This is a genomic window from Pseudomonas sp. RA_15y_Pfl2_54, assembly GCF_963971015.1.
In the GTDB taxonomy this organism is placed as follows: Bacteria; Pseudomonadota; Gammaproteobacteria; order Pseudomonadales; family Pseudomonadaceae; genus Aquipseudomonas; species Aquipseudomonas baetica_A.
Genome location: NZ_CAXAPN010000003.1, coordinates 14,533 through 27,744, shown reverse-complemented (window position 1 = coordinate 27,744; position 13,212 = coordinate 14,533). Strand labels below are relative to the sequence as shown.

General features: G+C 59.3%; 15 protein-coding genes, 1 tRNA gene and 1 pseudogene. 8 read left to right on the top strand and 9 right to left on the bottom strand.

The features are described 5' to 3' along the window. Positions 1-5 precede the first annotated feature (5 nt). Together AACY50_RS03005 and AACY50_RS03000 are read right to left on the bottom strand one after the other, a co-directional pair. Complete coding sequence (locus tag AACY50_RS03005) at positions 6-419, bottom strand: hypothetical protein (protein WP_339433544.1); 414 nt, start codon at positions 417-419, stop codon at positions 6-8. A gap of 28 nt (positions 420-447) precedes the next feature. Next, positions 448-654 (bottom strand): annotated as a pseudogene (locus AACY50_RS03000) (alpha/beta hydrolase); the annotation flags it as partial. Positions 655-746: 92 nt separating this feature from the next. On the opposite strand from AACY50_RS03000, the gene AACY50_RS02995 reads away from it, so the two are divergent. Continuing rightward, positions 747-1,028 carry a YceK/YidQ family lipoprotein gene (locus tag AACY50_RS02995; protein ID WP_260456031.1) on the top strand — a complete coding sequence of 94 codons (282 nt, stop codon included), beginning with the start codon at positions 747-749 and terminating at the stop codon, positions 1,026-1,028. Between the two features lie 13 nt (positions 1,029-1,041). On the opposite strand, the gene AACY50_RS02990 is transcribed toward AACY50_RS02995, so the two are convergent. The 6 genes from AACY50_RS02990 to AACY50_RS02965 all read right to left on the bottom strand — a co-directional run bounded on the left by AACY50_RS02990 (position 1,042) and on the right by AACY50_RS02965 (position 5,731). Next, complete coding sequence (locus tag AACY50_RS02990; protein WP_339433543.1) at positions 1,042-1,386, bottom strand: hypothetical protein; 345 nt, start codon at positions 1,384-1,386, stop codon at positions 1,042-1,044. A gap of 124 nt (positions 1,387-1,510) precedes the next feature. Further along, a tRNA-Phe gene (locus tag AACY50_RS02985) sits at positions 1,511-1,586 on the bottom strand. A 103-nt stretch (positions 1,587-1,689) separates the two neighbouring features. Then, on the bottom strand, positions 1,690-1,962 hold the full coding sequence (locus tag AACY50_RS02980) for an oxidative damage protection protein (RefSeq protein WP_339433542.1): 273 nt from the start codon (positions 1,960-1,962) through the stop codon (positions 1,690-1,692). After that, positions 1,959-3,026 (bottom strand): A/G-specific adenine glycosylase, encoded by a 1,068-nt coding sequence (mutY, locus tag AACY50_RS02975; RefSeq protein WP_339433541.1) that lies wholly within the window; start codon positions 3,024-3,026, stop codon positions 1,959-1,961. Before mutY ends, AACY50_RS02980 begins: the two co-directional genes overlap by 4 nt. After that, positions 3,023-5,248: an AsmA family protein gene (locus AACY50_RS02970; protein WP_339538128.1), complete on the bottom strand. Its 2,226-nt coding sequence runs from the start codon at positions 5,246-5,248 to the stop codon at positions 3,023-3,025. Before AACY50_RS02970 ends, mutY begins: the two co-directional genes overlap by 4 nt. 78 nt (positions 5,249-5,326) lie before the next feature. Continuing rightward, positions 5,327-5,731: an acetyl-CoA sensor PanZ family protein gene (locus AACY50_RS02965; protein ID WP_339433539.1), complete on the bottom strand. Its 405-nt coding sequence runs from the start codon at positions 5,729-5,731 to the stop codon at positions 5,327-5,329. A 233-nt stretch (positions 5,732-5,964) separates the two neighbouring features. Between AACY50_RS02965 and AACY50_RS02960 the strand changes: the two genes are divergently transcribed. The 7 genes from AACY50_RS02960 to AACY50_RS02930 all read left to right on the top strand — a co-directional run bounded on the left by AACY50_RS02960 (position 5,965) and on the right by AACY50_RS02930 (position 11,804). Beyond that, positions 5,965-7,629: an OFA family MFS transporter gene (locus AACY50_RS02960; protein ID WP_339433538.1), complete on the top strand. Its 1,665-nt coding sequence runs from the start codon at positions 5,965-5,967 to the stop codon at positions 7,627-7,629. A 284-nt stretch (positions 7,630-7,913) separates the two neighbouring features. Beyond that, positions 7,914-8,507 carry an imidazoleglycerol-phosphate dehydratase HisB gene (gene hisB / locus AACY50_RS02955; protein WP_016772125.1) on the top strand — a complete coding sequence of 198 codons (594 nt, stop codon included), beginning with the start codon at positions 7,914-7,916 and terminating at the stop codon, positions 8,505-8,507. After that, positions 8,507-9,145: an imidazole glycerol phosphate synthase subunit HisH gene (gene hisH, locus AACY50_RS02950; protein WP_025110934.1), complete on the top strand. Its 639-nt coding sequence runs from the start codon at positions 8,507-8,509 to the stop codon at positions 9,143-9,145. Before hisB ends, hisH begins: the two co-directional genes overlap by 1 nt. Continuing rightward, the gene (locus AACY50_RS02945) at positions 9,146-9,406 is read left to right on the top strand and encodes a DUF2164 domain-containing protein (RefSeq protein ID WP_221733149.1); all 261 of its coding nucleotides are present in this window, start codon (positions 9,146-9,148) and stop codon (positions 9,404-9,406) included. It abuts the gene before it with no gap. Positions 9,407-9,448: 42 nt separating this feature from the next. Next, the gene (gene hisA, locus AACY50_RS02940) at positions 9,449-10,186 is read left to right on the top strand and encodes a 1-(5-phosphoribosyl)-5-[(5-phosphoribosylamino)methylideneamino]imidazole-4-carboxamide isomerase (RefSeq protein WP_339433536.1); all 738 of its coding nucleotides are present in this window, start codon (positions 9,449-9,451) and stop codon (positions 10,184-10,186) included. Between the two features lie 9 nt (positions 10,187-10,195). Beyond that, positions 10,196-10,966: an imidazole glycerol phosphate synthase subunit HisF gene (gene hisF, locus AACY50_RS02935; protein WP_095058287.1), complete on the top strand. Its 771-nt coding sequence runs from the start codon at positions 10,196-10,198 to the stop codon at positions 10,964-10,966. An 82-nt stretch (positions 10,967-11,048) separates the two neighbouring features. Beyond that, complete coding sequence (locus AACY50_RS02930; RefSeq protein WP_339433535.1) at positions 11,049-11,804, top strand: substrate-binding periplasmic protein; 756 nt, start codon at positions 11,049-11,051, stop codon at positions 11,802-11,804. Here the strand turns inward: AACY50_RS02930 and AACY50_RS02925 are convergent. Beyond that, positions 11,785-13,158, bottom strand: coding sequence for a Vps62-related protein (locus AACY50_RS02925; protein ID WP_339538127.1), 1,374 nt, complete (start codon positions 13,156-13,158; stop codon positions 11,785-11,787). The genes AACY50_RS02930 and AACY50_RS02925 overlap by 20 nt on opposite strands. Positions 13,159-13,212: the final 54 nt, after the last annotated feature.

Below are 13,212 nucleotides of genomic sequence, written 5' to 3'. Positions count from 1 at the left end.
GGAACTCAGTTCTTCTGTTGGGTTTGTGCGGCGATTGCGTCGGACGCCGCCACATAGTCGGCCTGGAAGGCCGGCGATTCAATCCACGCCAGCGCGCCGGCTTCGTCGGTGTCCTGCGACCACTGGCGATACTCGATCAGCGCGGCGAGGATGAAGTCCATCGCGCCTTCTTCGCCTTCCTGCTCGTAGACCAGTTCCAGCAGCGGGTCTTCGAGGAACGCGGCGCACAGGGCTTGCTGGCTGATCTTCTCGGCGTCGATCATTTTCTTGAACAGCTCGGTCAGGTCCACTGATTCGAAATCAATGCGGTCATCGTTCGGATCCAGTTCGACCGGCGCCTCGGCGCGTTTGGTGCGGTTCTGCTTGGCCTTGGTCTTGGCCCGGGCGGCGCGTTTTTGCTGCTTGTTGGCGGAGGCCATGATGTGTTCCATCGTGCGTTGGAGGGGCTCAGCTGCGCGGCAGGTGCCGTCCGGGTGTGTCGGGGGCCAGTTCGCCGGTATGCAGCCAGGTCAGAGCGATGGGCCATAGTGTGGCTTGGTATGCGCTGCGAAAAAAGGCGAAATGTCCGACTTGTTGTTCGCCGATGTCCTGCGGCTCGATGCGCAAGTGTGTTTTTGGCGCGTTGCTGAAGTAGTCGAGCAGACGTTCGATGGCACGCAACCGTGCCGTAGCGATAATCCATTCGCATGGAATGGACGCAGGTACAATCCCGCGCCTCATGTTTTGTGACGTAAGGGAGCGCTGGTTTGAAAGGAATTTTGCGTATTGGCTCAGTAGCCAGTCTGGTTTTGATGTTGGCCGGTTGTGGAACGATGATCGGGCGATTGAACGGTGACTCTGCAGAGCCTTACTACAAAGGCGTCGATGGCAACTTGCACTTGCTTGGCGTGAGAGGAGGGGACGGCATGCCACATGCTGTCATCTGCTACTTCATGATCGTCTGCCCGCTGATTACAGTCGTATCTCTGCCGGTAGACGCTGCTTTGGACACGGTCTTGCTGCCGGTCGATTACGTCAACACTCTTTGAATGCGACCTGTGCTTAGCGTTGGCGCTTGCCTTTGGGTTTTTCCACAGGCTCCTGCACTTTGCGATAAACCCACAGCCCGAACACCCCGATAACCAGCAGAAATACAGTACCGATGCTTTGCCAAACGAACTCGAACCAAAACCGCCGAGGTTGCAGGGCCAGGGTGTAGGTGCTGCGCGGGCCGCGATTGTTGGTGGTGATGGAGCCAGTGACCCAGCTGTCGATCAGCATGTAGATCGATGCGCCGATGGCGAAAGCAATCATCACGGCAACGAACACTGTCAGCCAGTAAGTTGCGCGGCTTGGGCGATACGGCGGCGGATGTGGCAGGGGTATGCGGGTTCGTTTCTGGTTCATCGACGGGGCGACCCTCTTCCGTAAGGGGGGGCAAGTTATCGCGAATCCAGAGGTCGATAACAGTCCTCATCAAATCGCAGGCATAAAAAAACCCTGAATCTTGCGATTCAGGGTTTTCGGTATTTGGTGCCCAGAGACGGAATCGAACCGCCGACACGGGGATTTTCAATCCCCTGCTCTACCGACTGAGCTATCTGGGCAACGGGGCGCATTAAAAGGGTTTTTCGGATTCTCGTCAACGACTTTTTTAAAATTTCTTAAATTAATTCCGTTGCTTACGACCCGCCCCCCGATTTTGCGGGGTTACTCGGCTGGCGGAACGTAGCCTTCGGCTTGGGCGTATTCCTCGCCGGAGAAGTACTTGTCCATTTCGCCCTGAAGATATTTGCGGTCTTCGGCGTTCATCATGTTCAGGCGTTTTTCGTTGATCAGCAGGGTTTGGTGTTTTTGCCAGTCGTCCCAGGCCTTGGCCGAGACGTGGTCAAAAATATCCTGACCTTTGGCGCCCGGGAACGGAGGGCGCTCCTGAGCGGGTAATTCTTTTTTGTACTTGCGGCACATTACGGTGCGGGTCATGGCGACTCTCCTGTATTCAATACGGCGGCCGCGCGTTCGAGCAAGGTTTTGACCGGGGCGGCGAGGCCCAGGCGCGGCGGGGTGGCGAGGTTATACCAGAGCCAGTCGGCCTCGGCCACGTGATGGCTGGCCTCCTGCACCTGAACCAGCCAGGGTTCGATGGATAACTGGAAGTGGCTGAACGTGTGGACAAGATCGGGCAATGCTTGTTGCTCGCCCAGCGCCAGTGAGTGTTGATCGGCCAGATGTTGCAGGTCGTCGAGGTTATCGAGTTCCGGCAGGCTCCACAAACCGCCCCACAAGCCTGTGGACGGGCGGCGATAAAGCAGAATCGCACCGTCGCCATTGGCGAGCATCGGCATCAGCGTGCGTTTCTGCGGGATGGATTTGCGTGGCTTGGGAATCGGGTAGCGAGTTTCCAGACCCAGCATGTGCGCCTCGCAGCCACGTTCCAGCGGGCACAGCAGGCAACTCGGCTTGCTGCGCGTGCATAGCGTCGCACCGAGATCCATCATCGCCTGAGTGTAGGCGTTGACCCGATCGTGCGGCGTAAAGCGCTCTGCGTTGGCCCACAGCTGTTTGGCGACCTTCGGCTCGCCCGGATAACCCTCTTGCGCGGTAAAACGCGCCAGCACGCGTTTGACGTTGCCGTCGAGGATCGGCGCGCGCAGGCCCATGCTGATGCTGGCGATGGCGCCAGCCGTGGACAGACCGATGCCCGGCAAATCCGTGAGCTTTTCGACATCACGCGGAAACTCGCCACCGTACTGGCTGACGACGATTTTTGCGGTCTTCTGCAAATTGCGCGCGCGGGTGTAGTAACCCAGGCCCGTCCACAGGTGCAGCACTTCGTCTTCCGGCGCTTCGGCCAGGGCTTCGACGGTCGGCAGCGCGGCCATGAAACGGTCGAAGTAATTGAGCACGGTGCTGACCTGCGTCTGCTGCAGCATGATCTCCGACACCCACACCCGATACGGGTTGATGTCTTGCTGCCAGGGCAGATCGTGGCGGCCGTGGCGGTCGAACCAATCCAGCACCGCCGTGGAAAACTGCTCCGCTTTCATCGCTTGAACAGCCCCTTCAATGCGTTTTTCAATTCCGGACTGACCTTGTCGCCCAGTTTCTCTTCGATTTTTTCGCTGAGCTTGTCGCCGGCCAGTTTGGTCGCGACCTGGCCGAGTCGTTCGTTGTCGATGCGACAAGCCTTGGCGCCCAGTTCCAGAGGGCCACGGCAGCGCAGCGGCCACTCGATACCGACGAATTTGTCACCCACCTGACAGGCCGGGTCGGGCATAGCGCTGGTGTCGCCCTCGACGATGATGCCAACGCGATAATCCATGCCCAGCACGCGCAGGTCGATGTCGCCGTCGCCGTTGACGGTCAAGCCGGGGATGCGCACTTTCAGGTCGGGGTTGCTGGCGATGCCGTTGCGCAACGTCAGGTTGCCTTTGAGTTCCTGGAACGGTGTGTCCTTGCCCCTTGGCTCGCCGCTGAGGGTTTTGCGGTTGAGGGTGGCGATGCCTTTGCACAGTTGCTGTTCAAGGTTGGCGTTGAGCAGCACGCCGTTGTTGATCACGAAACTGGCGTTGCCGTTGAGTGAGTCAATCAGTGCCTGCTGGCTGTTGCCGCTGCCAGTGACGTTGCTGTTGAGGGTTACCAGACCTTTGACCGGCGGGTTCTTGCCTTGGCTCTCAAGGATTTTTTCCACCGGCACACGGTTGATTTTGGTCTGCATGTTCAGCACGGGTGCGCTCGGACGGACGTCGAGTGTGCCTTTGGCTTCGAAAGTGCCGTTGTACAGTTCGCCGCTCAGATTGGTCAGGGTCAGCAGGCCACCCTGGCCGTTGGCCTTGAGCGAAGCGTTCTGGATGGGCAGTTTGTCGAGCGTCAGTTGGCCGAAGGTCAGGTCGGCATCCACGTCGAGCTTGGCCAGACGTTCCACCGGCAGCAGGCGCTCGGTGCTCCAGGCGCTTTTGCTCGGTTTGTCCGGCAGTGGCGTCGTGCCGCCGCCGGCCACGGCATTGGCTTCGGTACTGGCGACTTCAGCCTGACGCACTTGCGTGGCGCTTGTGGCCTGAGCCGATTTCGGCGGCAGGTAGCGGTCAACGTTGAAGGTGTCAGCCTTGAGCGTCGCCCGCAGCGATTGCTTGGCAAAGTCGTCGACGGCGATTCGGCCGCTGAAGCTGCTGTCGTCGAGTTTCAGGTTGATGTTGTCGAACGCGACGCTGGTTGGCGTGGCGGACACGCGGCTGACCAGTTCGACCTTGCTCAGGCTGCCTTCAGCCATGGCTGGCAGGATCTGGCCGATGCTGTCGACGAATTTTGCTAGATCGAACTGGGCGATCGAGAGGCCGCCAGTGATCTGTGGGGTCTTGTCGAGGTTGTTGGCTTTCAGTTCGCCCAAGGCGCGCAACTGGTTGGCGGAGATTTTGATCCCGGTCCATTCGGCGACGTTTGCTGCTTTATCGAGCAACATCTGGCCCTGAGCGGAGAAGGTCATGGCTTTGCCTTGCAGCGGATCGCCGGTCAGTTCACCGGAGAGCTTCAAGTCTTCGAACTTGTAGCGCTGCAGCGCGCGCTCAATGCGCAGTTCACCATTGAGTTCGGTGCGTACCCGTAGCATTGGCTGATTGGTGCTGAGAAATGCGGTGGCCTTCAGCGGAATATTGGTCGAATCGTGCACCGCGCCGGTGCTCAATTGGATGCTTTCGGCGCTGAACTGCTTGCCGGTCTGCTCGTCGTTGTACTCAACGCGGGCGTTGTTGACGGTCAGGCTGTCGATGTCGAGCCGGATCGGCTGCGGTGGTTTTTCCGCTTTGGCGGTTGTCTCGGCAGCGGGTTCGCTGGCAGGCGGCGGGCTGCCCGCCGGTGCGGCGGCTGTCGGCAGCTTGCCGATGTCTTCCCAGTTGCCGTGGCCGTTCTTGTCGCGGTTCAAGCGCAGGTTGAGGCCTTCGACGCGCACGTCGCTCATCTGCACTTCGCGGCGCAGCAGCGGCAGCACGCGCACGGACAGGCCGAGCATCTGCAGGTCAGCAAACGGTTCGGCAGGCTTGATCAGGGTTGCAACGCTGGCGTCGTGCAATTCCAGCCCGAGCCACGGGAACAGGCTCCAGCCGATATCGCCATTGAGCGTCAACTCGATGTGGGCCTTGTCGCGGGCTATCTGGCGGATCTCGTCTTTGTAGTCATTGGGATCAAAGAGGTGGGTCAGGGCAAAACCTGCCGCCACAATGATCAGCAACAGCCCGAGAAGTACCAGACCCAGGATTTTGCCGAACGCTTTCATGGGCGAGTCCTTGTAGTTAGTCGAATTCGTAATTTAGCCGGGGAGTATAGCGCCGCATCTGCCCGGTTCGGTGTGAAGCTATGTTGCCAGCACCTCCAGCGGCACAGGCAACGTGGCGGCGGTGGCCTGAGTTTGAAGATGTCCGGCGGGTGCCGGCAGGCGCAGTCCGGCCTCCGCTTGCGACGCCATTTTCTGCGCTTGGTTCACCCATCGTTCAGCGACGCCACGGCGTGGGGTAACTTTTCGCACGCACAAATGGAACAGATACCAGACGCTGCCGTGCCTTTGCAGGCGTCCCGTGCCGAGTAAGCGGTGATTGAAACGTCCGGCAATAAATGAACCCCCAGCCAAGGCGCTTTCGATCAGATGAACTCCTCCGGAAAACGGCGCAAACAGCGATTCGGGAACATCGCGGCAGGTTTTCTGCAAGTCCTGCTGATCCTGATAACGGACGTTTTCAAGGGTTTGAAGGATGACCGGCATGGCGTTATCGGCAAGAAATGCTTTGTGCAAGAGATCAGACAACTGAAAAAAGGTGATATCAGTTTGGTTTTTCTGTCATCTGCAAATGGTAACCTTCGCGCGTTCGTCCGTCCTTCTGCGACTTAACGTCGCGCCTTCAGGGAGCTTCACCTTAAAAAACGGTCGTGCCTGCGTGCATAAGGCCGAGGGTGAGCAGTGGCTGGCGAACCATTCTAATAATTGGGGGATACACAATGAGCACGAGCATAACGGCGGACGGCTTCAAAGCCGACCAGCCCGCGTTCCTGTCCAAGGAGCGCATCATCGCCAAGCCCGGTTTCAACCGCTGGCTGGTGCCACCGGCCGCCTTGGCCATCCACCTGTGCATCGGCATGGCCTACGGCTTTTCGGTGTTCTGGTTGCCGCTGTCCAAGGCGCTGGGCATTACCGCTCCGGTGGCTTGCGCACCGGACATGAGCTTCATCGCACAAGTTTTTTCCTCGCAATGCGACTGGCCGATCTCGATGCTCGGCTGGATCTACACCCTGTTCTTCATCTTCCTCGGCTGCTCGGCAGCGATCTGGGGTGGCTGGCTTGAACACGCCGGGCCGCGCAAGGCGGGTGTTGTATCGGCGTTGTGCTGGTGCGGCGGTCTGCTGATTTCGGCGCTGGGTATCTATACCCACCAGATCTGGCTGATGTGGATCGGCTCCGGTGTGATCGGTGGTATCGGCCTGGGTCTGGGCTATATCTCGCCAGTGTCGACCCTGATCAAGTGGTTCCCGGACAAGCGCGGCATGGCGACTGGCATGGCGATCATGGGTTTCGGTGGTGGCGCGATGGTGGGTGCACCGTTGGCAACGGCACTGATGAGTCACTTCGCCTCGCCTGAAAGTGTCGGTGTGTGGCAGAGCTTTGCGGTCATGGCAGCGATCTACTTCGTGTTCATGATCGGTGGCGCCCTGGCCTACCGCGTACCGCCAACCGGCTGGAAGCCTGAAGGCTGGACCGCTCCGGCGAAAAAAGCCTCCAACTCGATGATCACCCACCGTCACGTACATGTGAATGTGGCGTGGAAAACCCCGCAATTCCGTTTGGTGTGGCTGGTGCTGTGCCTGAACGTGTCGGCCGGTATCGGCATCCTCGGCATGGCTTCGCCGCTGCTGCAGGAAGTGTTCGGCGGCAAGTTGCTGGGTGTTGACGTGCCGTTTGGTCAACTGGACGCCGGGCAACTGGCTTCGATTGCCGCGATTGCTGCCGGTTTCACCGGTCTGCTGAGCCTGTTCAACATCGGCGGCCGGTTCTTCTGGGCTTCGTTCTCGGACTACCTGGGTCGCAAGAACACTTACTTCGTGTTCTTCGCCCTCGGTTTTGCGCTGTACGCGCTGATCCCCAACCTCGGCCACCTGGGCAACGTTGCGCTGTTCGTGGCGGCGTTCTGCATCATTCTGTCGATGTACGGCGGTGGTTTCGCGACCGTCCCCGCGTATCTGGCCGACCTGTTCGGCACGCAAATGGTCGGTGCGATCCACGGTCGTCTGCTGACTGCCTGGGCTGCGGCCGGTGTACTCGGCCCGGTGCTGGTGAACTACCTGCGTGAGTATCAGTTGAGCATCGGCGTTGAACGCGCGGCCGCTTACGACATTACCCTGTACATCCTCGCAGGCCTGTTGGTCTTGGGCTTCCTGTGCAATCTGATGGTGCGCCCGGTGGCCGACAAGTACTTCATGTCCGACGCCGAACTGGCTGCCGAACAGGCGCTGGGTCACGACAAAGGTGCTGATGGGACCACCGTTCTGGAGTGGAAGGCCGCCCCGGGCAGCAAGCCGCTGGCGATTGCTGCGTGGCTGGCGGTAGGTATTCCGTTGGCGTGGGGTGTGTGGGTGACCCTGCAGAAGACAGCGGTACTGTTTCACTGAGTCAATGGCCTGAGATCTCTCAGGCCAGCACTTACTTCTGTGGGAGCGGGTTTGCTCGCGAAGGCGTTCTGTCCGTCGACATCAATGTCGGCTGATCCAGCGCTTTCGCGAGCAAGCCCGCTCCCACAGTTGTTTTGGGGGGCCTGCAATGGCTTGTATGGACATGTCTACCCGCGACAGCCGGGGATTCTATCCGTCAGCCATATTGCGTCTCGTGTTTCTGTTTCGGCCCCGCGCCCCTATAATGGCTGCCTTTTTCGCCCAATGATTTTGCGGAGCTGGTGATGGCCGAACGTAAGGCGTCTGTCGAGCGCGACACTCTGGAAACCCAGATCAAAGCCTCGATCAACCTTGATGGCACCGGAAAGGCCCGATTTGATATCGGTGTTCCTTTTCTTGAGCACATGCTGGATCAGATCGCCCGTCACGGGTTGATCGACCTGGATATCGAATGCAAGGGCGATCTGCATATCGACGACCACCATACGGTGGAAGACGTCGGTATCACCCTCGGCCAGGCCTTCGCCAAAGCCATCGGCGACAAAAAAGGCATCCGTCGTTACGGCCATGCCTACGTGCCGCTCGATGAAGCGCTGTCGCGTGTGGTGATCGACTTCTCCGGCCGTCCAGGCTTGCAGATGCATGTGCCATACACCCGCGCCACCGTCGGCGGCTTCGACGTTGACCTGTTTCAGGAGTTCTTCCAGGGTTTCGTCAATCACGCATTGGTCAGTGTGCACATCGACAACCTGCGTGGCACCAACACTCACCACCAGATCGAAACCGTGTTCAAGGCTTTCGGCCGCGCGCTGCGCATGGCCGTCGAGCTGGATGAGCGCATGGCCGGGCAGATGCCATCGACCAAAGGCGTTCTGTAATGCAGACGGTTGCAGTGATCGATTACGGCATGGGTAACCTGCACTCGGTGGCCAAGGCCCTTGAGCACGTCGGTGCCGGCAAAGTGCTGATCACCAGCGATGCGGATGTGATCCGCGAAGCCGACCGCGTGGTGTTCCCCGGCGTCGGCGCGATTCGCGATTGCATGGCGGAGATCCGTCGTCTGGGGTTCGACTCGCTGGTGCGTGAAGTCAGTCAGGATCGTCCGTTCCTCGGTATCTGTGTCGGCATGCAAGCCTTGCTCGACACCAGCGAAGAGAACGACGGCGTCGACTGCATCGGCCTGTTTCCGGGGGCGGTGAAGTTCTTCGGCAAAGACCTGCACGAAGACGGCGAACACCTGAAAGTCCCGCACATGGGCTGGAACGAAGTGAAGCAGAAGGTCAGCCACCCGCTGTGGCATGACATTCCGGACATGGCGCGTTTCTACTTCGTGCACAGCTACTACATCGCCGCCGCCAATGCGCGGCAGGTGGTCGGTGGCGGTCATTACGGCGTTGATTTCGCTGCGGCGCTGGCCGATGGCTCGCGTTTCGCTGTGCAGTTCCACCCGGAGAAGAGCCATACCCATGGCCTGCAATTGCTGCAGAACTTCGCCGCGTGGGATGGTCGCTGGTAAATGGCCGTCAAGAAATCCAAACCGCCGATCCTGACCCTCACTCCCGAGCAGGAGAGCGAGGCCAGTCACAAGATCAAGCGGTTCATGGAGGATCGTTTCGAACTTGACCTCGGGTCATTCGAAGCGGCGGAGATTCTTGAGCTGTTTACCCGCGAAATCGCTCCGCATTATTACAACAGGGCGATTTTCGATGTGCAGACCCACCTCAAAGAGCGGTTTGAAAGCATCGAAAGCGACCTGTGGGCGCTCGAGAAAAACTGATTTCCGAGCCAAGCTGAACATTCAAATTTGAAGGTTTGCCAGATGCTGATTATTCCCGCTATCGATCTTAAAGACGGTGCCTGCGTACGTCTGCGCCAGGGCCGCATGGAAGATTCCACAGTGTTCTCCGATGACCCGGTGAGCATGGCTGCCAAGTGGGTGGAGGGCGGTTGCCGTCGTCTGCATCTGGTCGATCTCAATGGCGCGTTCGAAGGCCAGCCAGTCAATGGCGAAGTGGTCACCGCCATCGCCAAGCGCTACCCGAACCTGCCGATCCAGATCGGTGGCGGCATCCGTTCGCTGGAAACCATCGAACACTACGTCAAGGCGGGCGTGAGCTACGTGATCATCGGCACCAAAGCCGTTAAAGATCCGGCGTTCGTCGCTCAAGCCTGCCGAGCGTTCCCGGGCAAGATCATCGTTGGTCTGGACGCCAAAGACGGTTTTGTTGCCACCGATGGCTGGGCTGAAATCAGCACCGTCCAGGTCATCGATCTGGCCAAGCAGTTTGAAGCCGACGGCGTGTCCTCGATCGTTTATACCGACATCGCCAAAGACGGCATGATGCAGGGCTGCAACGTACCGTTTACCGCTGCGCTGGCTGCCGCTACCAAGATCCCGGTGATCGCGTCCGGCGGCATTCACAATCTGGGTGACATCAAGTCGCTGCTCGACGCCAAGGCGCCAGGTATCATCGGCGCCATCACTGGCCGGGCGATCTACGAAGGCACCCTCGACGTCGCCCAAGCGCAAGCTTTCTGCGATTCGTACCAAGGCTGAGGACTGACCATGGCGCTGGCCAAACGCATCATCCCTTGCCTGGACGTGGACAACGGCCGGGTCGTCAAAGGTGTGAAGTTCGAAAACATCCGCGATGCCGGTGACCCGGTGGAAATTGCCCGTCGCTATGACGAGCAGGGTGCCGACGAGATTACCTTTCTCGACATCACCGCCAGCGTCGATGGTCGCGACACCACGCTGCATACCGTCGAACGCATGGCCAGCCAGGTGTTCATCCCGCTGACCGTCGGCGGTGGCGTGCGTACCGTGCAGGACATCCGCAACCTGCTCAACGCCGGTGCCGACAAGGTGTCGATCAATACCGCGGCGGTGTTCAACCCGGAGTTCGTCGGCGAAGCCGCGCAGCATTTCGGCTCGCAGTGCATCGTCGTCGCCATTGACGCCAAGAAGGTTTCTGGCCCGGGTGAAACCCCGCGCTGGGAGATCTTCACCCACGGCGGTCGCAAGCCGACCGGTCTCGACGCGGTCGAGTGGGCGAAGAAAATGGAAGGCCTGGGTGCCGGCGAGATCCTGCTGACCAGCATGGATCAGGACGGCATGAAAAACGGCTTTGACCTCGGCGTGACCCGTGCCATCAGCGATGCACTGGGTATTCCGGTGATCGCTTCCGGCGGCGTCGGCAACCTGCAGCATCTGGCCGACGGCATTATTGAAGGCCACGCCAGCGCGGTGCTGGCGGCGAGTATTTTCCACTTCGGCGAATACACCGTGCAGGAAGCCAAGGCGTATATGGCTCATCGCGCCATCGTGATGCGCTAAGCGCCAAAATCGGTACAGGCCAGTGGACACCATGGCGTACCCAAGGCACTCTTGGGCACGCCATGGATTCCGGTAGCCCGACATGATCAAACGCCTGCTTCTTGTTCTCGCCAGTGCCTCTGTGTTGTTGCTCAGCCCGGCCCGGGCCGAAACCAGTCCTGATACCGATCTGGTGCTTCTCACCGAAAACTTCCCGCCGTACAACATGGCGAAGAACGGCAAGAACTTCGCCCAGGGCGAGAACATCAACGGTATCGCTACCGATATCGTGCGCGAGATGTTCCAGCGTGCCGGCATTACTTACAGCCTGACCCTGCGCTTCCCTTGGGAGCGAGTGTACAAACTGGCGCTGGAAAATCCCGGATACGGTGCCTTCGTGATGGCGCGACTGCCGGATCGCGAGAGGCTCTTCAAATGGGTCGGCCCGATCGGCCCCGACGACTGGATCCTGTTGGCCAAGGCTGACAGCAAGATCACCCTCGAAACGCTCAATGACGCACGCAAGTACAAGATCGGCGCCTACAAGGGCGACGCGATTGCCGAGACGTTGACCAAACAAGGCTTGAAGCCGGTGGTCGTACTGCGCGATCAGGACAACGCCAAGAAGCTGGTCAGCGGCCAGATCGACCTGTGGGCTACGGGTGATCCTGCCGGGCGTTATCTGGCGCGGCAGGATGGTGTGAGCGGACTCAAGACCGTGCTGCGCTTCAACAGTGCGCAGTTGTATCTGGCATTGAACAAAGATGTCTCGGACGAAGTCGTTGCCAGGCTTCAGGCCGCACTGGACCAACTGCGCAAAGAAGGCGTGGTGGACGACATCATGGCGCGGTATCTGTAGCCGTCGGCAATTCTGGCTCGGGTAACAGGGCGGCGGGTTCGTCGTTTGTTGCCTGAGTGTCGATGGTCATTTCCGCTTCTGGTTCCTGCTCGGGAACGACAATGACTTCAGGCTTTTCAGGTACGTACTGGCTGATGTGCAAGCTGTTGCCATCGGTGTAACTGAAACCACTGGTCACCGGTGTGCCATCGGTACGCAGCAGTCTGTAATCGCTCTGAATCAGGTAAATCGCCACGGACTTTTGTTTGTCCACAACCGCTACAACGTCAATGGCGGCTGCGTTGAGCCATTCGTTCGAGTGTATTTCGCACTGGGTGAAATCATGGTTCAGCCTTGCCGAAAACAGGAACGGGTTGGGCAAGTTGGTTTGCCATTGAGCACCAAATTCGACAGAGGTGTTGTAGGTGAATGACCGCAGGCTTCCCGCTCGCTGCGCACGAGGCGCTACCCACCTGAACGTTCTGCTCTCGTTTTCGGCGTTGTGGGCATGGCCGACGAGCAAATACTGATCCGTGCGCTCCAGAAGATACAAAGGCGATCTGCTTAGCTGCTCGAGTGGCGACAGCAACGGGTCTTTTATCGTGAACCACGGAAGTTCGGCGATGTATGTAGGCTGATCCGGTGCCTCCGGCAGGGTCGGTACTTCCCCGCAAAGCAGCGGCGCCACAGGCTTCGGATTGACCTTGATCGGGATCTGCATGCGTAGCGAGTAGACGAGGAAATTCTCGGGTTTTGAGTAACCGGAAAATCCCACAAAGGTGCCGGGGGCCAGGTGGATTTCACCTGTTGCGGCGGTTGGCGGAACGGCATGCCAGGCGCTGATGCTTTGTCGTGCACCGCTCCCCTTGTCGTTCCATGCCAGTTCGCTGGTCGCTGACGCGATCACCAGGTCGGCGCGGACACAACGAACAGCGTTGAACGAAGGTTTTTCGTGGTCGTTTGAACAGACCGAACCCAGCGCCACGTAGCCTTCGGGGGGGATCGGTCGCCAAATCGAGAGGTCTTTCTTCGATCTTGAACCTGCATCTTTCCAGATCAACTCGAAATCGTCGGGGCGGCGCAGTGCCTTGCCTTTGGTGGGGTCAGCGCTGGGTGTGTCAGCTTCGCGAGCCACAACCACCACTCTTTTTCCGTTGATGTTGCCATGGCCGGCAGCGGCGACATCGCCCAAGGGGAAATAGCCTGGCAGTAGATCGGGTGCCGGAGTGGGGTGCCAGAACGCGGCCGGTTTTGTACGCAAACCGGCGGTATCCCAGACACGGAGAAACTCCGTCGTGAAGTTGATCAGAAGGTTATCGATCTTTATGGAGTCAACCTGCCCTGCGGGCGAGGGGATTGGTTCGTGGGTCGTCATAGTCAATCCTGAAAGTAGAAAGGCGACTCAGCGGAGTCGCGACCTGTTGCAGGT

Coding starts and splice junctions, on each gene's coding strand:
- AACY50_RS02960 (WP_339433538.1), top strand. CDS start 5,965: ATGAGCACGAGCATAACGGCGGACGGCTTCAAAGCCGACCAGCCCGCG.
- AACY50_RS02970 (WP_339538128.1), bottom strand. CDS start 5,248: ATGAAAGCGTTCGGCAAAATCCTGGGTCTGGTACTTCTCGGGCTGTTG.
- AACY50_RS02980 (WP_339433542.1), bottom strand. CDS start 1,962: ATGACCCGCACCGTAATGTGCCGCAAGTACAAAAAAGAATTACCCGCT.
- AACY50_RS02930 (WP_339433535.1), top strand. CDS start 11,049: ATGATCAAACGCCTGCTTCTTGTTCTCGCCAGTGCCTCTGTGTTGTTG.
- hisH (WP_025110934.1), top strand. CDS start 8,507: ATGCAGACGGTTGCAGTGATCGATTACGGCATGGGTAACCTGCACTCG.
- hisF (WP_095058287.1), top strand. CDS start 10,196: ATGGCGCTGGCCAAACGCATCATCCCTTGCCTGGACGTGGACAACGGC.
- AACY50_RS02990 (WP_339433543.1), bottom strand. CDS start 1,386: ATGAACCAGAAACGAACCCGCATACCCCTGCCACATCCGCCGCCGTAT.
- AACY50_RS03005 (WP_339433544.1), bottom strand. CDS start 419: ATGGCCTCCGCCAACAAGCAGCAAAAACGCGCCGCCCGGGCCAAGACC.
- AACY50_RS02965 (WP_339433539.1), bottom strand. CDS start 5,731: ATGCCGGTCATCCTTCAAACCCTTGAAAACGTCCGTTATCAGGATCAG.
- AACY50_RS02945 (WP_221733149.1), top strand. CDS start 9,146: ATGGCCGTCAAGAAATCCAAACCGCCGATCCTGACCCTCACTCCCGAG.
- hisA (WP_339433536.1), top strand. CDS start 9,449: ATGCTGATTATTCCCGCTATCGATCTTAAAGACGGTGCCTGCGTACGT.
- AACY50_RS02925 (WP_339538127.1), bottom strand. CDS start 13,158: ATGACGACCCACGAACCAATCCCCTCGCCCGCAGGGCAGGTTGACTCC.
- mutY (WP_339433541.1), bottom strand. CDS start 3,026: ATGAAAGCGGAGCAGTTTTCCACGGCGGTGCTGGATTGGTTCGACCGC.
- hisB (WP_016772125.1), top strand. CDS start 7,914: ATGGCCGAACGTAAGGCGTCTGTCGAGCGCGACACTCTGGAAACCCAG.